This is a genomic window from Microbulbifer sp. VAAF005, assembly GCF_030012985.1.
Classification (GTDB): Bacteria; Pseudomonadota; Gammaproteobacteria; order Pseudomonadales; family Cellvibrionaceae; genus Microbulbifer.
Genome location: NZ_CP120233.1, coordinates 85,280 through 110,787, shown reverse-complemented (window position 1 = coordinate 110,787; position 25,508 = coordinate 85,280). Strand labels below are relative to the sequence as shown.

At 48.1% G+C, this 25,508-nt stretch carries 20 protein-coding genes and 2 pseudogenes; 11 read left to right on the top strand and 11 right to left on the bottom strand.

Annotated elements, in window-relative coordinates; all coding sequences use genetic code 11:
- The first annotated feature begins 332 nt into the window (after positions 1–332).
- From P0078_RS00535 to P0078_RS00525, 4 genes and pseudogenes are all read left to right on the top strand, one after another.
- A complete protein-coding gene (locus P0078_RS00535) occupies positions 333–1,592 on the top strand; it encodes a PQQ-dependent sugar dehydrogenase (protein WP_282932530.1) in 1,260 nt (419 codons plus the stop codon).
- A gap of 261 nt (positions 1,593–1,853) precedes the next feature.
- Positions 1,854–3,104, top strand: coding sequence for a PDZ domain-containing protein (locus tag P0078_RS00530; protein WP_282932529.1), 1,251 nt, complete (start codon positions 1,854–1,856; stop codon positions 3,102–3,104).
- Positions 3,105–3,291: 187 nt separating this feature from the next.
- Positions 3,292–3,408, top strand: a pseudogene (locus tag P0078_RS24385) (hypothetical protein); the annotation flags it as partial.
- Positions 3,384–3,593: pseudogene (locus tag P0078_RS00525) on the top strand (transposase); the annotation flags it as partial. The pseudogenes P0078_RS24385 and P0078_RS00525, both read left to right, overlap by 25 nt.
- Positions 3,594–3,735: 142 nt before the next feature.
- On the opposite strand, the gene msrA reads toward P0078_RS00525, so the two are convergent.
- The gene (gene msrA, locus P0078_RS00520; protein ID WP_282932528.1) at positions 3,736–4,359 is read right to left on the bottom strand and encodes a peptide-methionine (S)-S-oxide reductase MsrA; all 624 of its coding nucleotides are present in this window, start codon (positions 4,357–4,359) and stop codon (positions 3,736–3,738) included.
- Positions 4,360–4,516: 157 nt separating this feature from the next.
- On the opposite strand from msrA, the gene P0078_RS00515 reads away from it, so the two are divergent.
- Complete coding sequence (locus P0078_RS00515; protein ID WP_282932527.1) at positions 4,517–5,026, top strand: DnaJ domain-containing protein; 510 nt, start codon at positions 4,517–4,519, stop codon at positions 5,024–5,026.
- Here P0078_RS00515 and P0078_RS00510 read toward each other — a convergent pair.
- The 3 genes from P0078_RS00510 to P0078_RS00500 are packed head-to-tail and all read right to left on the bottom strand — an operon-like array spanning position 5,023 to position 6,860.
- Positions 5,023–5,814 carry a methyltransferase gene (locus P0078_RS00510; RefSeq protein ID WP_282932526.1) on the bottom strand — a complete coding sequence of 264 codons (792 nt, stop codon included), beginning with the start codon at positions 5,812–5,814 and terminating at the stop codon, positions 5,023–5,025. The genes P0078_RS00515 and P0078_RS00510 overlap by 4 nt on opposite strands.
- Positions 5,807–6,142 carry a nucleotide pyrophosphohydrolase gene (locus tag P0078_RS00505; protein ID WP_282932525.1) on the bottom strand — a complete coding sequence of 112 codons (336 nt, stop codon included), beginning with the start codon at positions 6,140–6,142 and terminating at the stop codon, positions 5,807–5,809. Before P0078_RS00505 ends, P0078_RS00510 begins: the two co-directional genes overlap by 8 nt.
- A complete protein-coding gene (locus tag P0078_RS00500; protein WP_108733516.1) occupies positions 6,129–6,860 on the bottom strand; it encodes a DUF599 domain-containing protein in 732 nt (243 codons plus the stop codon). The genes P0078_RS00505 and P0078_RS00500 overlap by 14 nt, the downstream gene beginning before the upstream one ends.
- A gap of 177 nt (positions 6,861–7,037) precedes the next feature.
- Between P0078_RS00500 and P0078_RS00495 the strand changes: the two genes are divergently transcribed.
- The 4 genes from P0078_RS00495 to P0078_RS00480 all read left to right on the top strand — a co-directional run bounded on the left by P0078_RS00495 (position 7,038) and on the right by P0078_RS00480 (position 13,350).
- Entirely contained in the window at positions 7,038–9,947 is a 2,910-nt protein-coding gene (locus P0078_RS00495) for an insulinase family protein (RefSeq protein ID WP_282932524.1), read from the top strand.
- A gap of 100 nt (positions 9,948–10,047) precedes the next feature.
- Positions 10,048–10,791 (top strand): carboxy-S-adenosyl-L-methionine synthase CmoA, encoded by a 744-nt coding sequence (gene cmoA, locus P0078_RS00490; RefSeq protein WP_282932523.1) that lies wholly within the window; start codon positions 10,048–10,050, stop codon positions 10,789–10,791.
- A gap of 7 nt (positions 10,792–10,798) precedes the next feature.
- Entirely contained in the window at positions 10,799–11,776 is a 978-nt protein-coding gene (gene cmoB / locus P0078_RS00485) for a tRNA 5-methoxyuridine(34)/uridine 5-oxyacetic acid(34) synthase CmoB (RefSeq protein ID WP_282932522.1), read from the top strand.
- Between the two features lie 188 nt (positions 11,777–11,964).
- Complete coding sequence (locus tag P0078_RS00480; protein WP_282932521.1) at positions 11,965–13,350, top strand: L-serine ammonia-lyase; 1,386 nt, start codon at positions 11,965–11,967, stop codon at positions 13,348–13,350.
- A gap of 374 nt (positions 13,351–13,724) precedes the next feature.
- Here the strand turns inward: P0078_RS00480 and P0078_RS00475 are convergent, their stop codons facing one another.
- Positions 13,725–14,624, bottom strand: a complete 900-nt coding sequence (locus P0078_RS00475; protein ID WP_282932520.1) for an NAD(P)/FAD-dependent oxidoreductase — start codon at positions 14,622–14,624, stop codon at positions 13,725–13,727.
- Positions 14,625–14,740: 116 nt separating this feature from the next.
- Here P0078_RS00475 and P0078_RS00470 point away from each other — a divergent pair, with 116 nt between their 5' ends.
- Positions 14,741–15,169 (top strand): Rrf2 family transcriptional regulator, encoded by a 429-nt coding sequence (locus P0078_RS00470; RefSeq protein WP_282932519.1) that lies wholly within the window; start codon positions 14,741–14,743, stop codon positions 15,167–15,169.
- 156 nt (positions 15,170–15,325) lie between these two features.
- Here the strand turns inward: P0078_RS00470 and P0078_RS00465 are convergent, their stop codons facing one another.
- A complete protein-coding gene (locus P0078_RS00465; RefSeq protein WP_282932518.1) occupies positions 15,326–15,658 on the bottom strand; it encodes a hypothetical protein in 333 nt (110 codons plus the stop codon).
- A 452-nt stretch (positions 15,659–16,110) separates the two neighbouring features.
- Between P0078_RS00465 and P0078_RS00460 the strand changes: the two genes are divergently transcribed.
- Entirely contained in the window at positions 16,111–17,289 is a 1,179-nt protein-coding gene (locus P0078_RS00460) for an alpha-hydroxy acid oxidase (RefSeq protein ID WP_282932517.1), read from the top strand.
- A gap of 121 nt (positions 17,290–17,410) precedes the next feature.
- Here the strand turns inward: P0078_RS00460 and P0078_RS00455 are convergent, their stop codons facing one another.
- From P0078_RS00455 to P0078_RS00435, 5 genes are all read right to left on the bottom strand, one after another.
- Entirely contained in the window at positions 17,411–18,199 is a 789-nt protein-coding gene (locus tag P0078_RS00455) for a di-heme oxidoredictase family protein (RefSeq protein ID WP_282932516.1), read from the bottom strand.
- Positions 18,175–20,397, bottom strand: coding sequence for a discoidin domain-containing protein (locus P0078_RS00450; RefSeq protein WP_282932515.1), 2,223 nt, complete (start codon positions 20,395–20,397; stop codon positions 18,175–18,177). The genes P0078_RS00455 and P0078_RS00450 overlap by 25 nt, the downstream gene beginning before the upstream one ends.
- Before the next feature lie 366 nt (positions 20,398–20,763).
- Entirely contained in the window at positions 20,764–22,803 is a 2,040-nt protein-coding gene (gene asnB / locus P0078_RS00445) for an asparagine synthase (glutamine-hydrolyzing) (protein WP_282932514.1), read from the bottom strand.
- Between the two features lie 40 nt (positions 22,804–22,843).
- On the bottom strand, positions 22,844–23,692 hold the full coding sequence (locus tag P0078_RS00440) for an aspartate/ornithine carbamoyltransferase family protein (RefSeq protein ID WP_282934681.1): 849 nt from the start codon (positions 23,690–23,692) through the stop codon (positions 22,844–22,846).
- Between the two features lie 321 nt (positions 23,693–24,013).
- Entirely contained in the window at positions 24,014–25,474 is a 1,461-nt protein-coding gene (locus P0078_RS00435; protein ID WP_282932513.1) for an efflux transporter outer membrane subunit, read from the bottom strand.
- Positions 25,475–25,508: the final 34 nt, after the last annotated feature.

Genomic DNA, 25,508 nt, shown 5'->3' with positions numbered 1-25,508 from the left:
ACACGCGTAGTATATTCTTGAAGTATCTGTCATTTTTAAGCATATTATTCCCTTCCATTTGTTTTTCGGGTAATTACTTACCTTTAAATAGCAGTTGCGATGGATTCCCTAAAGTTGCTGTAGGTAGTATTAAAGGAACCTGTATTGGGATTGTCAGTCAGTTCTCAGGTTTTAAGAAGCCCCGTAAAGCGATCCAATTGGGCAAGCGCAGTCTCCTTATAACCGATATGGGCGGATGGTCCGAGGGTAAGGGAATCCTCTGGCTCCTTGAGTCCTCTGATGATCATTTAAAAGGAAATATCACAGTTACCCCTCTGTTGCATGGGCTCAATATGCCTCACGATATTGAGATGGACCCCAAGGGACGTATTTTAGTAGCAGAGACTAATCAGATTCGTCGGCTAGAGTTAGTAGACGACCAAATTGTTTCTGATGAGGTAATAATTGGAAATTTACCTCACAAGGATTCGCTGCATCCTTTAAGTAATTTCGTTCAACTACCTGACAACTCACTGTTAATTAACTTTGGCTCAAGAACTGACCAGTGTGAGCGTCATATAACGGATGGTAAGTGTAATGAGCTAGACGAGAACGGACTCTGGCAATACAGCTATAAAAATTCTACCGATAGCTACTCCGCAACAGGAAGACAAATTGCAAATGGGTTAAGGAACTCAATGGCCCTGGTGGCCCACTCTTCCGGGGTAATACTACAGGCAGAAAATAGCAGTGATGTGAAGGATGCTGATGAACCCTATGAGGAAATCAATATAATCAGGGAAGATGGATTTTATGGCTGGCCCTACTGCCTGAATGAAATGTTTGATCAAGGCAAAATCAAAAATGGTTGCCATGTCAAGAACTACCACCCTCCCTATACACTTCTGCCTCCCCATGTCGCCCCACTAGATATGCTATATAGCCAATCCAGTAAAATACCAGCGCTAAATAATAGACTTTTAATGAGCTGGCATGGGTACCGTGTGGTAGGTAATCGGTTGGTTGCCTATGATATCAATCATAATGGGCTACCCGTTTTAACCGACAAAGCATGGTTTAACCGTGATCCTATCGCGCCAAGCACAGAGTGGACACGCCATCCATTTGCCCCCCAGGGGGGAATGTCAAAACAAGCTCAACACATCGAAATTATCACTAACTGGAATCAGGTAGATAACCTTCGCCCCGAAGGCGCACCGGTGGGCTTAGTTATGCTTATGGATGAAACATTATTAATCGTCGATGACAAAAATAAAGCTATTTTAAGGCTTGCTGCTGGAGAGTCATATATAAGTGAAGAGCCTATTACTGGCGACGATAACATTGAAGCTGAAGCTATGGCCACAATTTTGGACAAGCACCCGAACCTTAAAACTACCCTAATTGAACACTGCGCCTCATGCCATGAAGATATAGCTAAATCACCGGAAAAGCTGTTAAACAACACTAGCGGCTGGCTTAAGTCTACAGATGGAGTCATGAATATCGAACTAGCGCTATTCAACCCTGTTCGCCCAATGCCTCCATCATCTACATTGAGCAAAGAACAAAAACAACAATTGATCAATAGCATTAAGTCTATTTTTGAATAACTGTTTCCGCGAACACCTAAGAGAAGCGAAGATATAACCATAAACCCAGGGTCTGCATTTCTTATTGCGAACAACATAAAATATACGCGACACTAAGAAATGCAACCCTTTGGCATTCGGAAAAAGCACCTTAGGAAATCAGTTAAACTTGACAATAACAGGCAACTATGAACCTTTGCCTTTGGGCAGTTATACCAACTTAACAGAACAGTAACAATATACACTTTTGAAAAAAATTGCACCAAAAGGGAGTTTAAGACCTTGATTAGTTCACCCACAAAATGGGAATACAAAAAAGAAACCCAAAAAGTCACAGGCGACATTGACAACTCAAACGCTAGCATTATTGTCAATGTAGCAAAAAATTCCCCTGCAGATAGTATTGGATTAAAGAAGGGTGACTTTATCCTCAGCTTCAATGGGGAACCATTGATAGCTCAAGATGAAATTGACTTAACCTACGGTAGAGGAACTGTGAATTACCGCTTTTATTCACGCGGTGATCACACAATATTAAATGTCAAAGCATCCCCAGTCCCTCTCGGGGTTATTACTGAGCCGAGTTCAAATTATATCCTAAAGGAGTTAAAGACTGGCAGCTTCCCTGGCTGGGAGGGATTTCGCTTGCTATGGAAACGCAGAGATTGGGAGAGACTGCTTGAAGCAAGCGAGGCCACATATTCAGACACAAGTATTAGCCGAATAATTAGAAAAGCATTTAAGAATTTCGGGAAAAATGCTGGGATGCTTTATAAAGGTGCATCACTTTTTGAAACAAACAGGGAAGAAGAAGGTATCCATCTAATTTCTGACTTTATCGACAATCAATTATCAAGCTATGAAACATTTGAGCATGCCATAGCCTATTTTTATGCCTCTAAGTGGTGTGAACTTATGGGGGATAAGGAAGGCATTGAACATTGGCTGTTAGCCTCAGATAGAAGCAATGCTGGTGAGTTTGAGAGAATCTCTCAAGAGACTTACCTGAAAGGATTTGATCCAGCTCCCAAGAGGTATAAATGGATAAATAAAGAATTTCCGAGCAGCTATATTCTTGAAAATATAGGTAGCGGGGGTACCACCTCTCTTACTGGGTCATTGGCGAGACTAGATGCCAGTCAACTTTTACCCGTTTGCGTGATGCCATTCTATCGAGGTAATGGACCTTACAATGATGCACTAGGCTGTTATGGAAGTATGTTTGAATATATTTCCGATAAAATTGCTCCTATGCACGTTATTTTGGATTCTCCTAAAAAAGAAGAAGGAGAAGAATGGCGCTACGAAAATGAGGAAAAACTCATCAATAATGGCGTTCCTTTTGAACTGCTACATGATCCAGAAAGTTCGATTTCTAAATCCCTAGATCTTGAGTATTCACCAGTATTTTACCTTCTAAACCAGAAAGGATTTATTGTTTATGAGGGCGCGCTCAGGAAGGCCTATGACTATTGGGACACACTAGTGGCCCATGCGGAAAGTAATGTAACTAATGGCGAGCCGTCCGTGTAATGTATCTATCATGCGACACCTAAATCGTTTCAAGTTTCTGATAGTGCAGTATCGACTCTGAACGAGTGATGCCGACCAACACCCCTTCCAAATGGACAAGTAATGCGAGCGAAGATAATTCTTCAGCTCAACGAAGGCATGACCTACAGATGTAGCTACTGCACAGAGAACGTCACCGAAGACCGTTTATCGGTGGAGAAGCCGTTTTGAGCAGGAAGGTACTGAAGATCTGCGTGAGCGTGCTCGTAGTGGTCGGCCAACCCTTATCGAGAAGGACATTATCACTCTTGGGAGCGTGGATTGAACGAAAATACGAATGGTCTACTAAGATGCTTCTTCCCGAAAGGTATGAAAATTGACAAGATACCCAAAAGCCATATTGACGATGCAGCATTTCGAATAAACACTCGCCCAAGAAAGGTTCTAAATTACTTGAGCCCACTAGAATTTCTAGCGGGTAGGCGTGTGTCATTTATATTGGCAACCTAGGATTTAATAACAGCCAAATACAGGGAAGTAAGTTCAGAGAAGGCAGGAAAAAGACAGAAAAGTGAAGTGGAAGTAACTGTGTTCAGCATCACAAAAACAGGCAGCAGTCACCGCGCCGCCTGCTTCTGCAATCTATCAATTCTTAGTCGTGCATTGGGTTGCGAAGAATTGGGCAAACAGCGTCTTCATTCTTAGCCATATACTGCTGGTGGTATTCCTCGGCATAGTAGAACGGTTGAGCCATGCTGATTTCGGTAGTGATTGATCCACGATCTTTGGCATCCAGCGCTTCCTGCACAGCTGCCCTGCTCGCTTCCGCCTCCTGTTTCTGACCTTCGTTCAAGCAGAAAACACAGGAACGGTACTGGGAACCGATATCGTTACCCTGGCGCATACCCTGGGTTGGGTCATGGTGATCCCAAAAGATCCGTAGGAGTTCTGCATAGCTCACCTTTTTGGGATCAAAGATCACTTTCACCACCTCTGCGTGCCCGGTACGGCCGGTGCAGACTTCATCGTAGTTCGGGTTTTCAGTAGCGCCATCGGTGTAGCCAACGGCAGTGGCAAACACACCATCCGTATCCCAGAACACATGCTCTGCGCCCCAGAAGCATCCCATACCAAAAATGGCGACTTCCAGGTGCTCAGGGAATGGCTCTTTAATGGTGTTGCCATTTACAAAGTGGGTGCCACTGATCTCCATCGGCTGGGGCCGGCCGGGCAGCACCTGGTCCGCATCGGGTATCTGAAATTTGTCGTATTGCATACTGTTTTCTCAAGTGCAGGTATTTTCTTTTGTCAGGATAGCTCGAAGGCGCTTATCCTCCCAGATCAAGTAATATCAATCCGCGAATCAAGTAGTTAAGAGGCCTCTATGATACGCAGAACAAACATTGGCAGATCAACACTATAAGGAGTCGTCATTGGCGCGCTTAATCTTACTGATTTTAATCGCCATCGGTGCCTGGTATCTCTGGCAAAAAATCAAATCTAGCTCACCGCAGGAGCGGCGCAAGCAGATTTTTATGGCCTGTATCGCCGGCGTCGCCGCAATAGTGGTTGTGCTGGCTATCACCGGGCGCCTGCATTGGGTAGGAGCAGCGCTCGTGCTCATTCTTCCTGTGTTGGGCCGTTTACTCAGTCAGCTCTCCCGTTATTTACCTTGGTTGATGCCACTGTTTGAAAAATATTCAAACAGGCGCCCAAATCCAGGGGCCACTCAACATCCGCCGCCACACAACTCCGAGGGCCCGCCACTCTCGGAACACGAAGCGCGCCGAATCCTTGGCGTTGATGCCGATGCTGGCAGAGATGAAATCATTAGTGCACACCGCAAATTAATCCAAAAACTCCACCCAGATCGCGGCGGCAACGATTACCTGGCATCGCGTATCAACGCCGCCAAGGAGTTACTACTAAGCATTCTGGGTTAAACCTTACAAAGCAGGTGGATATACCTGGCCAACTGCCGATAGGGGTCCACCTGGGAGTATTCAAGCTCCTTTTCCACAATGGCCGACGCGGGCAACTTTTCCCGGATTGATGGCGTCATAAAATCGTGGAAACAGCGGATACCGCTGTGGCAAACCACAGAAAAGCCCGCTTCGGTCAACCAGTCTTCCACCCATTCCGGCAAAAGTGGATTCTGTGGTGTGAGGCTGCCAGGGTGGCCACCCCAGTTATCCCCTTCAATATTGCGGTCCAACTGGCGAAAGCTGCCCCGCTGTAATAGACGGAACTCAAGGGCACGCCGATTGTAGAAAGTGAGCGAAAGATGCCCTCCAGGCTTTAACAGGCTGCGCAGCTGCTGCAATGCCTGTTGCGGCTGTTCCAACCATTCCAGCACAGCGTGGCAAATTACCAGGTCTGTGTCCTTTAACGCTTCTATTTGCGGCAGTTCTTGTAGGGGTTTATGCAGCAAGGTCATTTGCTTTTGCAGATGGCGCTGGCGAATTTCCGCATCTGCGAGTTCAAGCATCTGCGCAGAAATATCTGCGAGAAAAACCTCGTGCCCAGCCTCAGCCAGATCCATGGCAAAGTGGCCCTGGCCACCCCCAGCGTCAACGATTTTTAGAATGCGCTGCTCGCTCCCCAACAGCGGCGCCAAATCCCGGTTCAGCACTGCCAGGCGGATATCCCCTTTAAGGCCGCCATAGATACGGTTGCGAAAACGGTGAGCGAGATCGTCAAAGTTACGATCTTTATGCAGGCTGTCACCCATCGGAGCCCTCACCTTGCAAAGCCTCATTGCATCGACGGCGGTTCTCGGCGAATTTGCGCTGTAGCGCCTCTTCCATATCAACCCCCAGTACAGCGGCAAGTTTGCTCAAGTACATCTGAATATCCGCCAGTTCAGCGGCAACTTGATCGGCCTTGTCGCCTGCCATCAGATTCTGGATATCTTTATCACTGCACCATTGAAAGTGTCGCCCTAACTCTGCAACTTCCACAGATAGCGCCATGGCCAGGTTTTTTGGGGTATGCAGTGACTGCCAGCCGCGCATTTCAGCGACTTCATCAAAAGCCGCCAGGATTTCACGGTCTTTCATCAAATTTTTTCCTCTGCTGGCGCTCCAGCCCGCCCTCCCGGGCAGCCAAAATTGAATTCAGTGCGCGGGACAGAAACTCACGCCTGTATAAAACACAGACAACAAACAGATAGCCGGCAACAAACAGGATTGGGTGGATAAACCAGCCCAGCACTGACATTGAGAAATAATAAGAGCGCAGACCGTAGTTGTAACTGTGGCCCGCATGGTCGATCACCTTGGCAGTACTGATGGCAAATCGGCGTCGCTCTTCCTCAGATAGATCACCGGTTTCCGGCGGCGGTGCTGCACCAATGAGTACATTGGCGAAGGAGTACTGGCGCAGTGACCAGGTAAAATTGAAAAAGGCGAAGATAAAAATCAGAATCAACAACATCACCTTGAGCTCAAACTGCTCAACGGTGGTGGGCTCCGCAAAAGGCAAACTGGTGAGCACTTCGATGGCGGCCTTGTTCGCCGTCAATGCCGTGACTAAACCCGCCAGGATAAGAATACTGGTGGAGGCAAAAAAACCAATGACCCGCTCCAGGTTACTGAGAATAGCGGTATCAGCCATGCGCATATCCCTATCGAGCATACGCATCATCCACTCAACGCGGTACCACTGAAGCGATGAAGTAAGGCACCAGGTTTCCTTGGCTTTTTTTCGCGCAAAAACGGTGTAACCCACCCATGTGATAAAAAAGCCAATGACACTGGCAATATCCAACCAGGACAACCTCTAATATCTCCGTGTTCGTCTACATTTATGCCGTAGCTTCGGCAAGCGAAGTCTTCGCCCTACTGGCATCCTTGTCAACACTGTCTTTCCGATGTGTGCAAGCGGTAGAATAGCGCCCTTTCGCCGGCAGCAGTGGCCGGCCAGAAAATTCATATAACTCCAGGGAGCTGTCTTTTGAGCAACTCACATCCTGCATTTGAACTGGTTACCAGCGCAGATATTGATTCTCTCGGCGTGCGCGTCGAGGAATACCGACACATTACGACCGGTGCCCAGCACCTGCACATCGCCGCAGACAACTCGGAAAATGTTTTCCTTGTCGCCCTGCGCACCGTGCCCGAAGACTCCACCGGTGTCGCCCATATTCTTGAACACACAGCCCTGTGCGGCAGTGACAAGTACCCGGTGCGCGATCCTTTCTTTATGATGATCCGGCGCTCACTCAATACCTTTATGAACGCCTTCACCAGTTCAGATTGGACCGCCTACCCGTTTGCCAGCCAGAACCGAAAGGATTTTGACAACCTTCTCGACGTCTACCTGGATGCGGTATTTTTTGCGCGCCTGGACCCGCTGGACTTTGCCCAGGAAGGCCATCGCCTGGAATTTGCCGAAGCGGATAATGCGAGCAGCGAGCTCGTCTACAAAGGTGTCGTGTTCAATGAGATGAAAGGCGCCATGAGCTCCGTCACCTCGCAGCTGTGGCACACCCTGAGCAAATATCTGTTCCCCACCACCACCTATCACTACAACTCCGGTGGCGAACCTACTGATATTCCAAAGCTGAGTTACGAGCAGCTGGTTGCCTTCTACCGCAGCCACTACCACCCCAGCAACGCCACCTTTATGACTTTCGGTGATATTCCCGCAGCGGAACACCAGGCCGCATTTGAAGAAAAAGCGCTGCACAAGTTCGAGAAACTCGACAAGACCATTTCCGTTGGGCGCGAAGACCGCTACCAGGCGCCGCTGAAAGTCGAAGAGCACTACCCGTTAAATGGCGAGCCTCTGAAGGCCAAGACCCATATCGTATTGAGCTGGCTACTGGGTGATGTCACCGATCTTGAAGAGGCCCTGACCGCACACCTGCTCGCCGGCGTACTGCTGGATAACAGCGCTTCACCGCTAATGAAGCTGCTGGAAACCACCGACCTGGGCACTTCCCCTTCTCCGCTGGTTGGCCTGGACGATTCCCAACGCGAACTGGTGTTTGTCTGTGGCATTGAGGGTAGCGAACGCGAAAGTGCCGACGAGCTTGAGCAACAGGTTCTCGACGTGCTGAGGGACGTGGCGGAAAATGGCATCCCCTACGAACAGGTAGAAGCCAGCTTGCACCAGCTGGAATTGCAACAGCGGGAGATTGGTGGCGACGGCTACCCCTTCGGCTTGCAATTGATTCTCACCGCATTGACCGGCGCCACTCACCGTGGCGATGCCATTGGCCTGCTGAATATCGATGCCACCCTGGAGCGACTGCGCGAGCAGATCAAAGATCCGAAGTTTATCGCCAATAAAGCCCGTGAACTTCTGCTGGAGAACCAGCACCGCGTACGTATGGTACTGAGTCCCGATGAGCAGCTGGCTGCGCGCCGCGAGCAGGCGGAGAAAGACCAGCTGGCGGAAATCAAAGCCGCTCTCAGCGAAAAAGAAAAAGCACAGATTGTCGAAACCGCCAAAGCCCTGGCCGATCGACAAAACCGCGAGGACGACGCTTCTATCCTGCCCAAGGTCGGCGTGGAAGATATTCCCGCAGAGCTTCCGGATGTCGAAGGCGAAGCAATAGACTTGGGCCCCCAGAAGTTGACCCGCTATAGCGCGGGCACCAACGGCCTGGTTTACCAACAAATGGTCTGCGCGCTACCGGAATTCACCGAAACCGAAAAACAACTGCTGCCCTACTACTGCCAGGTACTGAGCGAAGTTGGCCTGGGTGAAAAAGACTACCTGGAAGTCCAGCAGTGGCAGACCAGCGTGGTTGGCGCCCTGCACGGTTTCACCAGCAGCCGTACTGCCATCGACAACCTGGATCACTTGTCCGGCCACTTTATCCTGTCCGGTAAAGCGCTGGCTCGCAATCAGGGCGGCCTGACTGAACTGATGCAAGCCACTATGGAGCAGGTGCGTTTTGACGAGCACGCCCGCATTAAGGAATTGCTACTGCAAACTCTCGCCCGCCGCGAACAGGGTGTTGTCGGCAACGGCCACGCCCTCGCCATGGCTGCCGCCAGTGCCGGCTACAACCGCGCCGCCTGGGAGAGCCATGCCAGCGGTGGTCTGCTGGGATTGCGCAACCTGCGAGCCCTGGTTGCCGGACTGGAAAAAGAAGAAGGCCTGCAAGACCTTTCCACCCAATTCCAGGCTATCCACCAGAAAATCCTCGCAGCACCGCGCCAGTTCCTGCTGGTGGGTGAAGAAGAGAAAATTGGCGATTTCAGTCAGACACTGATGCCACTGACCTCGACTTCCAGCATCGCCGCAGCCAACCCCGCTGCACCTTTCGAACGCAAACAAATCGAGGAACTCTGGGTTGCCAACAGCCAGGTGAACTTCTGTGCCAAGGCCTACGCCACTGTGCCTATGTCCCACCCGGATGCGGCACCACTGTCGGTTTTGAGCGGCTTCCTGCGCAACGGCTTCCTGCATCGCACCATCCGCGAACAGGGCGGCGCCTACGGCGGCGGAGCCGGCCACGACAGCAATATTGGCGTATTCCGCTTCTACTCCTACCGCGATCCGCGTATGGGTGAAACCCTGGAGGACTTCGACGCATCCCTTAAGTGGTTGGCCGAAGAGAAGCACAAGGAAGAACAGGTTGAGGAAGCGATCCTCGGCGTCGTCGGCGGTCTGGATAAACCCGGCTCCCCCGCTGGTGAAGCCAAGAAGAACTTCCACTCGGGCCTTTACGGTCGCACCCACGAGACGCGCCAACAATTCCGCAAGCAGGTTACGAAAGTTACCCTGGAAGACCTGCAACGCGTCGGTGCCACCTATCTGGACCCGAGCAAGGCCAGTACCGCCATTGTTACCGGTCCCCAAGGTAGCGAAGCGGCAGCCAAACTCAACCTGAAGGAAGAGAAGCTCTAACTGGAGCTTGACGATTCCCCGGCAACTTGTCCGGGAAGCTCTGCGGCGCCGGCCAAAAACCGGCGCCGATCTATCGCCGTTATCCTCTAGCGAAGTTCCAATGAGTAAACACGACAATATTTATGCAAACCCACTGGGCCAGGTAGCCGGCTTCGAGTTCGATCGCCAGGTGGTGCAAGTTTTTCCCGATATGATCAAGCGCTCCGTGCCCGGCTACACCACGATCGTAGCCATGATCGGCACCCTGGCAGAGCGCTACGCCCAAGCTGGAAGCCGCTGCTATGACCTGGGCAGCTCCCTTTGTGCGGCAACCCTGGCCATGCGCCATCGCATTCCCGCCGCCGACTGTGAAATCGTCGCCGTGGACAATTCGCAAGCCATGGTTGATCAGGCGCGCACGGTCCTCGAGGCCGATAGCGGCGAGGTTTCCGTTCAACTTATCTGCGACAACCTGCAAAACGTAGCTATCGAAAATGCCTCGGTCGTAGTGCTCAACTTCACCCTGCAATTTATTCCGGTGGAAGAGCGCGAAGAAATCCTGCAGAAAATCCACGATGGTTTGCGCCCCGGCGGCATTCTGATTATTTCCGAGAAAGTGGACTTCGCCGATAAAGCCCACAACGAGTTAATGATCGAACTGCATCACTCCTTTAAAGCCGCCAACGGTTACAGCGCGCTGGAAATCGCACAGAAGCGCTCTGCCCTGGAGAATGTATTAATTCCGGAAACCCTGGATACCCACCGCACACGACTGAAAAATGTCGGCTTTACCAGTGTCGATGTCTGGTTCCAGTGTTTTAATTTTGCCTCTTTAATCGCCATCAAAGGCGCGCCGGAAAAGTAAGTACCCCGTGATCGACTACACCCAACTCTATCAAGGCCTGCAACACGTTCCCGCCCTGCGCACCTGGCTGGCCCAGCTGCCAACACAGGTGGCTGAAAATCTCAGTCCTCATCGCTGGGGCGACCTGCCCGATTGGCGCGCAGCGGTGGAAGCCCTACCGGAAATCACGCCCTCCGCTATCGAACTCAACCACAAGGTCAGCGCGGGCACTGCCGCCGATGCCAGCCCGGAACAACTCGAAGCCCTGGAGCGGGAACTGCGCAAATTACACCCCTGGCGCAAAGGCCCCTGGGAGTTATTTGGACTAAATATTGATACTGAGTGGCGCTCCGATTGGAAATGGGATCGGGTACTTCCGCACTTGGCACCACTGAAAAATCAACTGGTGCTCGATGTGGGCTGTGGCAATGGGTACCACTGCTGGCGTTCCTACGGCGCCGGCGCGCGCCGGGTCATCGGTATTGATCCTTCCGCCAAATTTGTCGCGCAATTTTACGCGCTGAAAAAATACCTGGGCCAGGAAGCACCAGTGGATTTGTTGCCCCTGGGTATTGAAGCGCTCCCGGCAAACTTGCGCGCTTTCGATACCACTTTTTCCATGGGGGTGCTCTATCACCGCCGTTCACCCATGGATCACCTGCGCGAATTGCGCGAGACCCTCCGCCCCGGCGGCCAGCTTGTACTGGAGACACTGGTTATCGACGGCGGACTCGGCGATTGCCTGGTACCCGAAGACCGCTATGCAAAGATGCGCAATGTGTGGTTTTTCCCCAGCTGCGCCACCCTGGAGAGCTGGCTGCGCAAGTGCGGTTTCCGCAACCCCAGGACCGTGGACCTGAACACCACCAGCCTGGAGGAACAGCGGCGCACCGACTGGATGCACTTCGAATCCCTGGCAGATTTTCTCGACCCGGAATCGCCAGACAAAACCGTGGAAGGTCACCCCGCGCCCAAGAGAGCGGTTTTGGTCGCGGAAGCGCCGTAGCTTGTCTATACGCTTAAGGTCTGGGAACTCATAAATTCCGCAAAATTTGCTGCTAATAGAATTTTGTACGGAATGGGGAGCACCATCTTGATTGTTGCGACTCATAAGGCAAAGTGCGCCCCTAAATAGTGCAACTATATCCTTTAGGGAGGGCTGCCGCAGGATGCAGCCCGGCGCAGAGAATATTTATGAGTATTAGCGTTTTTGAGCTTTTCAAAATTGGGGTTGGCCCTTCCAGCTCCCACACGGTGGGCCCTATGGTCGCTGCCCGCCAATTCGTGCAGGATTTACAAGACCGGGACCAACTGCCCCGCACAGACCGCGTACAAGTCCATTTATACGGCTCACTGGCCCTGACCGGGGTTGGTCACGGCACCGATATGGCAGTTCTGATGGGGCTATTGGGTCAATCTCCAGACACCATTGATGTCGACTCGATTGACGAGAAAATAGCGCAAATCCAGAGCGAGCGCCGCCTGTTATTAAATAGTGACCAGGATATCGAATTTATTCGCGAGCGCGATCTGGTTTTCCATATGGAGGAATTTCTTCCCCAGCACTCCAACGGAATGACCTGCCAGGCTTACGCTGGCGAAGAGCTGCTGTTCGAGCGCAGCTATTTCTCCATCGGCGGCGGCTTTGTGCTCTCCGAAGAAGATTTCGCTCACAAAGAGGAAATCGCCACCCTTCTGCCCTATGACTTCAGCAATGCAGAACAGCTGATGAAGATCTGTGATCATCACGGTTGGACTATTGCCGAGCTGGCCATGGAAAACGAAAAAGCCTTCCGCGGCGAGCAGGAAGTCAAAGACCGTTTGTGGAATATCTGGAAAGTAATGGATGCCTCTATTGAGCGAGGCTGCCACCAGAATGGCATCTTGCCCGGCGGCCTCAATGTTCGCCGCCGCGCTGCCGAACTCTACCGGGAGTTGAGCAAACAGAGCCAGGAAGAACGCAACCACGGCCTCGCCATTCTCGACTGGGTTAGTCTTTTTGCCCTCGCCGTCAATGAGGAAAATGCCGCGCGCGGGCGCATCGTCACCGCGCCCACCAACGGTGCCGCCGGTGTGATTCCCGCCGTTATCGCCTACTACGTGGAATTTGTACACGACAGCAAAATTCACGGTGAATTGAAAGACCAGGTAGTGAAATTCCTGCTTACCGCCGGCGCTATCGGTATGCTGTTTAAAAAGAATGCCTCTATTTCTGCCGCTGAGGTGGGCTGCCAGGGAGAAATCGGCGTAGCCTGCTCTATGGCTTCCGCCGGCTTGGCCGCCGTAGAGGGCGGCACCAACCAGCAGATTGAAAACGCTGCTGAAATTGGTATGGAACACAACCTCGGCCTTACCTGCGATCCAATCGGCGGGTTGGTGCAGGTCCCCTGTATCGAGCGCAACACCATGGGTGCAGTTAAAGCCATTAACGGCGCACGCCTGGCCCTGCGCGGTGATGGCGCTCATATCGTACCGCTGGACAGCGTTATCGAGACGATGCGTCAAACCGGTATCGATATGCAGAGCAAATACAAAGAGACCTCTCTTGGCGGGCTCGCAGTAAACGCTGTGAACTGCTGATATTTTTCGGCAGGAGCACAAATCTGCTCCTGCCGCTTACTTAGGGAGCCTCTGAGTAACTCCGTAATGCCTCTGCGGGTCTTGAAGGCTGCAGATGTTAGGCGCAGCTCGCCGCGAATGGCCGTAGCCCTTTGCAAGAGCTGCAACGCAGCAGCTGTGGCCTTAAAGACCTGCCCTTCGGGGCTTGCAGAGCGATTCACACTCCGCGTTGCGACTTCTTGAAAGGTCTAGACATTCCTTCGAAACCGCGCCTTGATTGTGAACCGCTCTGCATGCCAGAGGTATCATGGAGTTATTCAGAGACTCCTTAGCCCTAAAGATACCAAATTCTTTTTGTGGCATATCTCCAACGAACTCCCACCGGTATTTAAAAGTCACTGGTTAAATATCAGCGAGCGATGAGCCCCAACACCCGCCATGGTGCCGGATGCAATCGCGAAGGTTCCGCTTTGCATCGGGTTGGATAAATCCCCAGCAGCAAAGACCCCCTTTACAGAAGTTTCCTTAAAGCCATCCACCTTCACAATCCGCCCGGTGAAAGACTCCTCCAGCTCCAACCCCAATTTATCGATAAACGGAGAGGTCAATTCCGCTTTGGGGCTCACGTAGAGCCCCTCCAGTGGCAACTTGCGGCCATCTGCTAAAACAACTTCACTTAAACTATCCCCCTCTCCCTCCAACTGCGTAATCGGGGCTTCTTCCAGCATTACTCCCCGAGCCAGCAGATGATCGAGCACTTCCCCCTGCGGATTGAATTGGCCCTGGGTAAACAAGGTAGTTGCGCCCCAATCGGGAATCATCGCCGCCTGGTGGAAAGACAGCTCGCTGGTAGCCAGCACACCTAAAGGGCGATCACTCAGCTCATAGCCGTGGCAATAGGGGCAGTGAATCACACTCCTACCCCAGCGCTCTTTCACGCCAGGGATATCCGGTAGCTGATCCGTAATGCCGGTTGCAAGAATTAGCCTCTTCGCTTTAAAAGTGGTACCTCCCTGTGCAGCAACAGCAAACCCCTCTTCCTGGACATCCACACTATCCGCAGTGCCTTCAACCACCTGGAAGCTCGAGTAAGCCTGTAGCTGGGAAAGCGCCGTGCTACGAATTTCCTCAGGCCTCTTACCATCCAGGCAAAACACTCCATGGGACGCTTTTGCAAAGCGGTTTCTAGGTCTTTTAGCATCCAGTACAACGACCTTGCGCCTGCCGCGAACCAGCTGCATCGCCGCAGACAGACCGGCAAAACTTCCACCGATAATCAATACATCCGTATCCATAGCCATCCCTCCGATATCATGTAACTTTTATTGTTACACAAAAATTCAAAACCGTACAACACACGTAACAGCAAAAGTTTCGTGATAAACTGCAGGATCAGAAATTTAGGTGAATTATGCGCAAAGACAGCCGATTATCCCGGGCACTTCATGTCCTTATCCATTTGAACATGACCGACAAGCCGGTTACCTCAGACAAGATGGCAGCTATGCTCCTCACCAATCCTGTGGTGGCTCGCAGAACTATGGCGCTATTGCGGGATCAGGGGTACGTGCGCTCCAGTAAAGGGCACAATGGGGGCTGGTCACTCGCGAAGCCCCTTAATGAAATTACACTTCTGGATATCCATAAAGCGCTGGGAGACAGCTCAGTTTTTACCATTGGTCTGACAGACGAACACACTAACTGTATCATTGAGCACGCAGTAAATGCCGCTCTAAAGGATGCAATGGATGAGGCCGAGAGTATTTTACTCGCGCAATTTGGTGAGATCACATTGGATCAGCTCGGTAGGGATTTTTCTAGCTCTGGGGTTTCAGAATAACTGCTCACATCCTAAGCTGCCGGGGAGACTCAGGTTTTTCTAGTTTCTGAATTTCCCCAAACAGCTATATCTATAATAAGATGTCAGAATAGACTCTATACTTTTAAAAGATACTTAGGGCCTGTCAGAGACATCAGGACCACATAAGCTTTTAAATTACTTAATAGATAAATTTCTTAAATCTGCGACATTTGTATAAAGAGTGCAATCATCACTACTCTTTATAATTACATCTCTCCCCGCCGCCAACGCAGATAAAAGAATGCTCAAATACAAACTTCCCTCTTCAGTAGTTCCATCAAAAACATATGAAAAACTACCATTTGTTGAACAGGCGACATCCCCAACTGGTAAATCTTCGGTTTCAACAAAGACTCGCCCTTGATATTGGGGGCCAGTATGAATCTGAGCGATTTTGCCAGAATAAACAAGCTCAGCATTACTTAATGCAGAATAAAAACCCAAGATCACCACAAATAAAACCCGCATAGATATACCTTTATTAAAAACCAAATCCGTTTAAAAAGAACCGGGATATAAATATATAGAACTGTTGATTTCAAGTAAATACCGAAAAATTCGCAACCTGCGTGAACTGCCTCAACTTATACTCTCTGTCCTGACTTCAACTCCTACTCAGCCGTTACCCGACAAGAAAAAAATCTCATAATTCTACCTAGCCACCATCTATGCTAAGCCTCAGTATTCTTTCTGGTATGGGTGGCAATTAGATAAAATTAAACTTGGGAAATAATTTTTTCTGGACTGGAATAACTTTAATATTTTCACAGCTTATCGAAAAATTCGCATTTGATTATTTCCATATAGACACCTAGAGGTACATAAGTACCTCCTCGACAGCTTTACATCCTACTCCGAAAAGGCACCCACCAACCAGATAGACTAATCTAAGAACTAGTACAATCTGGGAAGGTCTACCTGTGACCAAGTATAACAACCTATTCAACCGTCACTTCGCAAGCTCAAAAACACTGAGAAAAAGAGCAAAACAGAAAATTCCGAAATTCTCTTACGAATATCTGATAGAGGGCTGCATGGACGATATTGGCCTACACCGCAATCGCCGAGCCTTTAACTTTGTCAAAATGACACCTGAATACATTCGCCCAAACTTGACACCAGATTTGAGTTGCCAACTGTTCGGTAAGCTATACAGTGCCCCTTTTGGCATAGCACCCATCGGGCTACAAGGGCTTATGTGGCCAAATGCGCCAGTGATACTTGCTAGAGCCGCCTACAAGCACAATATCCCCTTCATTCTCAGTACCGTTTCTTCAGAATCACTGGAAAAAATAGCTCAAGTCACTCAGGGAACAGCCTGGTACCAGCTCTATAATCCAACTGAGCCAGCCATCCTTTCTGATTTGATATCCAGGCTAACCACAGCACAGTACCAACATTTGGTCATTACCATTGATGTTCCCACTTTTGGCTTACGTCCCAGGGACTTTCATAATGGATTGGCAATGCCACCGAAATTAAATATTAAGAATATCTGGCAAGCGATACTTAAACCCCATTGGAGCCTATCCACATTACGATATGGCCTACCCAAATTTAAGAACCTTGAATGTTACATCAACAACGATAATAAGAAACTTGAACTGACCGAATTCATGAATACTACGACTATGGGCCCGTTAGATTTTGACAGTTTGAAGCATATAAGGGACCTATGGCCTCACAAGCTTATAATCAAAGGAGTCATGAGTGAACCGGACCTACAGAGGGCAATCCAACTTGGGGCAGATGGAGTAATTTTGTCCAATCATGGTGCACGACAGCTCGACCTTGGAGAAGCAACACTTCCGATGTTGAACCACTTCTCTGGCTACCAAAACAAAATTCCACTGGCAATTGATAGTGGCATTAGATCCGGCGCAGATATTGCCGGTGCTTGTGGGCTTGGAGCTAAGTTTTGTTTCCTTGGACGGTTTTTTATGTACAGTGTCTGCGCCCTAGCTGAAAAGGGGGGCGACCATGCAATCTACTTGCTAAAGGCTCAATTAACTCAGGTGATGCAGCAAGTTGGGGCTGGCACCCTAAAAGATCTTTGCGAAAAGGTGGATCTAACACTAACTGAAAAGAGCGATTTTTGAAGAAACGCTAACACCTTTCTAAATGACTACCTAGCAGCAATATAAAATTATGAAATTGCACACCGATTAGTCGCCAGAGTTGATTGCTGACTAATGATCAACTCTGGAAAAAACCATATAGTTAAAGGGATCGTAAAAACTCTAGCAGATCTGCCCTCTCTGAATCACTCATGGAACGATAATTTTCCCTGCTTTCCCAAGCCTCTCCACCATGCCATAAAATAGCCTCCTCAATAGATCTCGCCCGACCATCATGTAGAAAGCTACTATGCCCATTTACAGCGGCAGCCATACCCAACCCCCATAATGGCGGCGTTCTCCATTCCTGGTTGTAATCAGTAGATTCAGTCAGAGAGTCCGCCAGCTCTTCTCCCATATCGTGGAGCAACAGGTCAGTATAGGGGTGTATGGTATTCCCCCTTAGCTCAGCCAGGGGGTGGCGATGATCAGTATTCATTTCAGTGCGATGGCAGGCGTCGCACCCAGCCTCAGAGAACAGCCCCTCTCCGGCAAGCACGGAGTCGTTAGAAATACTATCTTGATCACGGGGAGGCGCTCCCAGAGCCTGAAGGTAACCCACCAAATCTTGCAGATACTCATCTGCTAACTCAGCTGAATGTTCACTATATTGCCTACAAGTTAACTGCTCATACCCACAATCAGCATCACCGTTACCGCTGGTGACTCCAATGTCATTATTGAGAGCATCTTGCGTAAAGCTGGTTAGACTGGCATGACTGGACTTCCAGCCAAAGCGCGCGATATATGGAAGGCCACTGTCAAATTCCTTTACCAGAGCGGCCCGACCTGAAATCCCATCCTCATCGGAATCATCTGGATCATGCCACTCCAAGATCTCAGACTCAGGCACCGCCTCGAGTAACCCTAGCCCCAGTATTTGTTGCGGCATACGGGGGAAAAGTACACTATATCGCTTCCAGTACCATCGAGCTTTTCGATACTGTAGACTGGTTTTCTCAAGGTATACGCAGTTCCGTCAGAGTAGTAATCCAGCACCTCTTCATAGGTAACTGCCACCTGCCCTTCAGCTTCTATCTCATCATCAGAAGTAACAGTTTGCAATAAATGACCAAAGTAGTGATGGGGCAATGCTTGACTTTCGGTATTGAGCCCGCCCGATCCCAGTTTCATAACCATCGTTTCTGGGAAATAGCCATCCTCTGGAGACGGTCCACGCCCATTATTGATATGACACGCAAAGCATGAATTCTCTATTTTAAGATCAGTGGCCAAGTCTGCCAGTTCTGAAAAGCTTGGATTCCCCTCCTCTTCGTGATCCCCAGAATCAAAATCAGTGTGAAACAACCTTCTACCACGCAAAAATGTATTATGGGTATCCCACTGAATATTCGATACTTCCTGCATATACGCAGTCCAATCGGCAATGCCACTATCAACTATATAAGTATCGTATATGTCGACCCCATCCAAAATTGGATACGTAACTTGAGTGGCGTCATCTGAATCACCGCTAACCCATGAGCCATCGCCACCGACATAATAAGTTAAAGTCTGCTCCGACAAATTTTCTGAGATAATTTCAGTGGCAGGTACAGAATCTCCCGCAATTATTGGAGTCGCTGTCGCACTACCTCCAGAACGAATACTTTCATCAATGTCATTATCATTGACAAGATAGATACCAGGCTCGCCCAATTGTATACGGTAAGTATTGGTATAGTAGATAGTCTGGCCTTCTACATTCTCATCCCCATCGTATTGCCCCAGAAATTGCTGGAATTCAAATTCCATCCATTCACCGGCTTCAAGAATACCATCATCCCCATTGTGTGCATCAAAAGTAATTAAACACACCCATACTTGCCCACTTCCATCCTCATCAGCCTCTATTAAAGGAGTATCCTCAAACTTAGCATTATTGTTGAAATCCGCTCGGTACACATTTGAGTATGCTGATCGGCACTCTGGAGAGCGATAGTGGGCATATTCAGGAGAATAATAGATTTCAATTAGGCTTTCACCTTTTGGAGTGTGATCATGAATTTCAAGGCCAAAGCTTCTATGTTCAAAATAAAAGGTAGGAAAAGTATAAAATGATCCCTCGGACTCATGACGCGACCTGGCCCTGCCACTAGCAAATGTCACAATAGTTCCATCTTCTTCTACATACCAATTTTGAGATTCATCAGCAGAATAACTACTATCGAAAAGTGGTGTGTAACTTAGAGTTCTATTAGTGGAAACAAAATTTAATGCCTCATCAAACAACATAAGCTCCCAAATAGTGTATTGAGAGCTTCCTTCACTTAACTCATTCCCCTGAATTCGTAGGTAGCGGTAGCTGCCTGACAGCTGGTGACTATCAATTCTAGCCCCATACTCCCCATCATATGCATCAACAAGAGTCACCCATTCATTACCATCATTGGAAGCCAGTATTTCATAACTAGCGGCATTATCATCACCCCAGTCTATGATTACCTTCGTCAATTCTATTGCTTCACCAATGTCCAATGATAGATAGACTGCATCACCTTCTCCCTCCCAGGCAGTGCCTCTCAAATCATCAATAGCAAAAGCAGCTTCACCTACGGAAGAAGAAATTGTAGCTTCCAGAGCAATATTAGTTCCTACGTTACTCGGGGTCTCCTCCACCGAGTTATAAATAGGTTCGCCATAGACCTGAAATTCATAGATTGAGTATCCCCAAAAATTTCCATCACTACGAGTCAATCCATTCAACCGTATATACCGAAACTTACCGGATATTTGAAAAGTATCTGTTCTATCTCCAAATTCTCCATCGGAAGACTCCGCTAACAGCTCCCATTCCTGTCCATCATTCGAAGCTTCAAGTTTATAAGTATCCGCATTTGCAGCCTCCCAGTAGAGAACCACTTGCTCTAGCTCAGAAGTAGTACCCAGGTCTATGGTTATAGTACTGGGATCTACCTGATGTGAGCTTTCCCAGCGTGTACTCATATCATTGTCAACGGCAAAAGATGCCGACTGCAACTCCGTACTTGCAGTAACACTTCGACCTTCAGACAGAAGTTCAGCCGTTACACTGGAACAAAAAAGAGATGATAGGGTTAGGATACAACTTACAAAAATTGTATTTCTCATCGTCGGGGCACCTATTTTTTTTAGATACAGAAAGATCCCCCCATATGACGAGAGCCTTACTATCCTTGTAAAAAATGAACGCCCTTAAAAGCTCCACCGCGAAGGCGAAATCTTCTGAACTTTAATTATTTTTTTGGCTATAGTTAAATGGATTTCGATTGGTAAAAAACAAAGTAAAAGCTCTTGGGACAACTGCCTCAATGTCCCTTACAGTTCTGCAAATTAACCCATTCAACGCTAACTACTGAATTATATGACACACCGAATTGTTATCATTATTTAATCGACCAAAGGGAGGGCAATAGAGTTAAGTCGGATAAATAGCAAATAAATACGACACTCTTGCGAACTATTTCACACCCCCTCCTACCCCTTACAATTCTTAACCATATGATCCAAATGCCAACCAAGAAGAGAGGCTTTTTTCTGCGCTAGGGATGGCAAATCAGCTTCTATAAACTGCCTGTTCAATATTTGTACACCCAGGATATGATTTAGCATTGCATCCAACTGAACTTTTTTTGATCTCGCTATAGACGGCGCCTTGTATTCTTTAATCAACCTATCTATGGCTGAGTATTGCAACAACCCAGCTGATTCAACCTTCACTGGGGTGACATATTCTTCAATAATTTCATGTACCCAGTTCCAGGCTCCAGAAACTGTATCTACTGGGGGAGCCATAAATGCAAACTTTTGTTTTCTACAAATAATATCAGGTAGAATTTTATCCATAGCTTTGCGAAGAACATACTTTTCCGTAGACCCACGAATCCGAATAGAGGGAGGGATTTGTGCAGCGAATTCAGCCAAATGATGATCAAGGAATGCTGGGCGGGTTTCAATGGAGTGTGCCATATCCACTCGGTCACTCACCCAGCCCAATATCTGAGTTTCAAACATTGTTTTTAGCCAGACATACTGGGATATATCCAGGGGGTGCCTTCCTTCGACTTGTAATAAGTCCAATTTACTTACAATAGCCCCCCCAGCATCGTATCCGCAGATCTCATTCTGCCAATCTTCATTTAGTAATTCTACAGCATGAAAATGGCAACTAAGCCAAGCTTGTAAACAAGCCGGGGTGAACCCCAGAACCCTATCCATCTCCGCTGATCGATAAGGGGTAATGGGCAACATAGCTCCCTTAAACAAGCTATTGCTCTCTTCTAGATACTTCTGCCAAGCTCTTCTTTGGGCTCGTTCAACTCCAGGAGAACCATACATATAAAAGTCCTTTTTAAATGCTGGATATCCTGAAAATAATTCATCCGCTCCCTCCCCTGTTATTACAACTTTATATCCATTAGACCTAACAGCCTTACTCAGTAAAAACTTTGCAACTGACAAGGTATTGTAGAATGTCCTTTCTGTATGCCAGACAGTATCCGTGTAGTGTTTGTATATATCCTCGCCGGAAATTTTTATCACTAATTGGTTAGTGCCAATTTCTCTCGCAACCTCCCTTGCAATAGATGATTCATCGTATTCTGGGCTTTCAAAACCTATTGTAAATGCGGTCTGAATTTTCTGAGAAAGCGACTCCCCTACTCCCAACAAACTACCAGAGTCAATACCGCCGGAAAGATAATAGACCACCGGCACATCTGCTTGAAGCCTTAAAGATACTGCATCTATAACCTTCTCACGCACCCCCTCAATATAATATTCATCTGTTCTATTAGAGACATTTTCCCCCGATGCGGGAAAACCAATATCCCAATACTTATGCCGCGAAATCACTAATCTGGAATCATACCGGCTAATTTTTTTGATACATCCAGGCTCAACCTGAAAAACACCATCAAAAGCTGTTTCTCCTGGAACAGAAACTTGTATAAGTTGATGATATATCCCATGCGGAGTTAAACGTCGATGCACATCGGGGTGTGCGAACAGGCATTTAATCTCAGAACCAAATACCAAACCCATTTTGGTTCTTGTCCAATATAGTGGTTTCACTCCAAACCGATCTCTAACCAAATAGAGACAGTCCTCTTCCGCATCAAAGAGAGCAAAAGCAAACTCACCTCGAAGATGTTGGATAGCTTCGCTTAAACCTAATTGTGCTATGAGGTGCAAAATAACTTCGGAGTCGCTTTTACTAAAAAAAGAAGATCCAGAAATACACAATCTGGCCCTAATACGTTGATAGTCATATATTTCACCATTATGGACCAAATAGTAGCGGCCATCTTGTGATATATATGGCTGGGATGCGCGGTCTTTACTGAGATCATTAATAGCCAAACGAACATGGCTCATTCCCATCCCCAAACCTTCGGGGTTTGCGAAACCTATACCATCCGGGCCGCGATGAAACTGAATAGCGGCCATATTTAGAAGAAGTTGGCCATCTACTGGCATTATTCTTGAACTATGAAAAATTCCTGCAATCCCACACATAGACGATACCTTTTGTCGGGATTCATTGAGATATAAGATTCTAGATAATGTCACAAACCTCATTTGGATAACCACATATAGCGATTGCTAACGCCATTCTCACATATACACCACCTTTAGCTTGAAGGAAGTACCAATTATGCGAGGTATTGTCGAGATTCTTATCAAGTTCTTCCATACGAGGTAAAGGATGTAAAACAATTGCTTGTTTTTTCAATGGCGATTTGGCATTCAAAAAATAGCTATCCTCAAACCTTTTATGGCCTGCTGTCTTTAGCGATAGAGCATTCATGTAAACAATATCAAGCCTTGGAAGAACTTTAGCTACATCTTCGGTTAAATTTACTTTTAGACCTTTTTCCTGCAATGCCAGAAATTGATCCTGCCGAAATGGCTCTTGCTCTTCCTTACCACACAAAATGAACACCTCAGAAAAAATCTCAGGAAAATGACTCAATATTGTCAGCAAGCTTCTCGAGGCTCTCATTCGGTCAGGAGCACCAATTAAACCTATTGTGTACTTCTTCTGCTCCCTTGTCAGGATTGCGGGATTCCATTTCAAAATCGTATATAAGTCGATAAGGGATTGGGTAGGATGCTCATCTATTCCATTACCGGCATTGATTATAGGAACGCTAAGATGATCTGCCATAACTTTAACTGAATTTTCACAGGAATCCCGTAAAACAACACAGTCACCATAGTTACTCACCATCTCAGCAACATCCGGCAAGCTCTCTCCAACACCAATACGTGTCGTTCCTTTATCTGTGATTGAGACTATATTCCCACCCAGGCTTAGCCAAGCACTCTCAAAGGACAATCTTGTCCGGGTACTCGATTCAAAGAATGCACTAATCAATATCTTCCCCCTAAGTGATTTGAAAATTGGCCTCGATTTAACTCACAGCGACACGACAATCTAAGCAACTGTAAAATTGCACTCCTAGAAAGTTCACTGCTTGATACAAGACTTTCCCCATTCAATGACTTCAAGTAACCCCCCTTTCGGGAATGTTCTCCAATAAGGCTTTCGTCATTGAGATTGTATCTTTTCCGTGAGAAGCGCCAGTTATCATAACCATGTCTCGAGTGGGAAATTTGAAGAAACGGGCATCGTCAAACTCAAATTTAAATATATCAACACAATATTTCTGACATCTTTTAGCGATACTAGCCCCCTTCCACACAAAAAGTGATATGGCTGAAGTTATTGTAACTTGTCCCAATATGGTGTTCGTTGAAGCATCTCTCGCCAAATTCTCTCAGGAAGAAGCTGAAATGGTGCAATTCCCTGTTGAATCTGCCACCCACCTCCCAGCGACAAATACACTTGTACAAGATTAGCTGCTACGGCACCGCGTGCTATCGCCAAAATATCCTGCTGCTGAACATCTGATATCAGCGTAGTTATCACAGTATCAAATTCCACTTGACCATTAGTATATTGAGACAGGGAAATATCGACAGATCGCTGGGAGGCCTGGGCAGCCACCTCATAGTGAACTAACTGCCTTTGAGATTTTATATAAGCGACAATAGCGTTCTCCACATCAGCTTGCGCTAACAGAACTATTTGCTGATAGTCAGACACCAACTGCTGAAAAATCGCATCCTGTAGCCTGACGTTGCTCCGAAGTCTTCCGTAGTTAAAGAGATTCCAGTCAAATTCAATAAAAAGGTCCCAGGCACTACTGCTGCCATTAAGTTGACCGCCATTGATATCGATAGCCCCTATCTCCCCACCAATACTAAAATTTGGATAGAGTTCCGCCCTCGCAACACCTATTAACTCACCTTGAGCTGCCAGCCGTCGCTCTGCTGCACGGATATCGGGTCGCTGCCTTAATAGATCCTGAGGCATACCAACAGTAACGACTTTAGGAATCATAGGTATGGATGAGGGAAAAGAGACTATGTACCTCAAACTATTAGGAGGTATTCCCAGAAGGACTGCCAGGGCATTTTCAAACTGCTGTAAGCTTATCTCCAGTCCCGGCACGCTGGCTTCTGTGTTACTGAGCAAAGCCTGCGCTTGCTCCGCATCCAGTGCACTGACCTCTCCTGCACGAAATTTGACTCTCGCGATCCTTAAACCCTCGCGTTGTACGCGAATGTTTTCCCTGGCAACTTCTAGCCTGCGTTTCGTTGTGCGAATATTGATATAGGTTTGCGCCACCTGGGCAATAATAGAAACCAGCACACCATCATAGTCAGCTATGCTGGCTTCAAAATCTGCTGCGGCCGAATTAACCAGCCTTCTTAACTGCCCCCAGGTATCTAACTCCCAGGTTAAATTAAAGTTCGGGTAATATTCAGTCTGCAGATTGCCAGTGATCCCCGATCGAACATACTTTGAACGATCAATAAGTCCCTCAAGCTGCTGTGTTTGGGGATACTGGTTACCTATTGCAATAGCTAGCTGTTGCTGGGCCTGGAGAGCCCTGAGAGCCGCAGAACGCAGCTCCAGGTTATTCTCAATCGCAAGTGAGACTAATTCGTCCAGCGTCACATCTGAAAATGCCCACTGCCACCACAATGGGTTAACGGCTTCCAAGGTATCCAGTTTTGAGCTGGTTTGATAGATCCACTCACTTTCGACCTCTACCGGCGGGGGATGGTAATCTGGCCCCAGCATACAACTACTGCCGAAGATGAGCAGCAATGCCAACAGACACCCCTGTAGGCTCCGTATTAACCCTTTC

Excerpts from the sequence above, each read along its gene's own strand:
- P0078_RS00450 (WP_282932515.1), bottom strand. The coding sequence starts at position 20,397 with ATGAGAAATACAATTTTTGTAAGTTGTATCCTAACCCTATCATCTCTT.
- P0078_RS00535 (WP_282932530.1), top strand. The coding sequence starts at position 333 with ATGCCTCACGATATTGAGATGGACCCCAAGGGACGTATTTTAGTAGCA.
- P0078_RS00470 (WP_282932519.1), top strand. The coding sequence starts at position 14,741 with ATGCGCAAAGACAGCCGATTATCCCGGGCACTTCATGTCCTTATCCAT.
- P0078_RS00480 (WP_282932521.1), top strand. The coding sequence starts at position 11,965 with ATGAGTATTAGCGTTTTTGAGCTTTTCAAAATTGGGGTTGGCCCTTCC.
- P0078_RS00465 (WP_282932518.1), bottom strand. The coding sequence starts at position 15,658 with ATGCGGGTTTTATTTGTGGTGATCTTGGGTTTTTATTCTGCATTAAGT.
- msrA (WP_282932528.1), bottom strand. The coding sequence starts at position 4,359 with ATGCAATACGACAAATTTCAGATACCCGATGCGGACCAGGTGCTGCCC.
- P0078_RS00505 (WP_282932525.1), bottom strand. The coding sequence starts at position 6,142 with ATGAAAGACCGTGAAATCCTGGCGGCTTTTGATGAAGTCGCTGAAATG.
- asnB (WP_282932514.1), bottom strand. The coding sequence starts at position 22,803 with ATGTGTGGGATTGCAGGAATTTTTCATAGTTCAAGAATAATGCCAGTA.
- P0078_RS00455 (WP_282932516.1), bottom strand. The coding sequence starts at position 18,199 with ATGCCGCAACAAATACTGGGGCTAGGGTTACTCGAGGCGGTGCCTGAG.
- P0078_RS00510 (WP_282932526.1), bottom strand. The coding sequence starts at position 5,814 with ATGGGTGACAGCCTGCATAAAGATCGTAACTTTGACGATCTCGCTCAC.
- P0078_RS00475 (WP_282932520.1), bottom strand. The coding sequence starts at position 14,624 with ATGGATACGGATGTATTGATTATCGGTGGAAGTTTTGCCGGTCTGTCT.
- cmoA (WP_282932523.1), top strand. The coding sequence starts at position 10,048 with ATGAGTAAACACGACAATATTTATGCAAACCCACTGGGCCAGGTAGCC.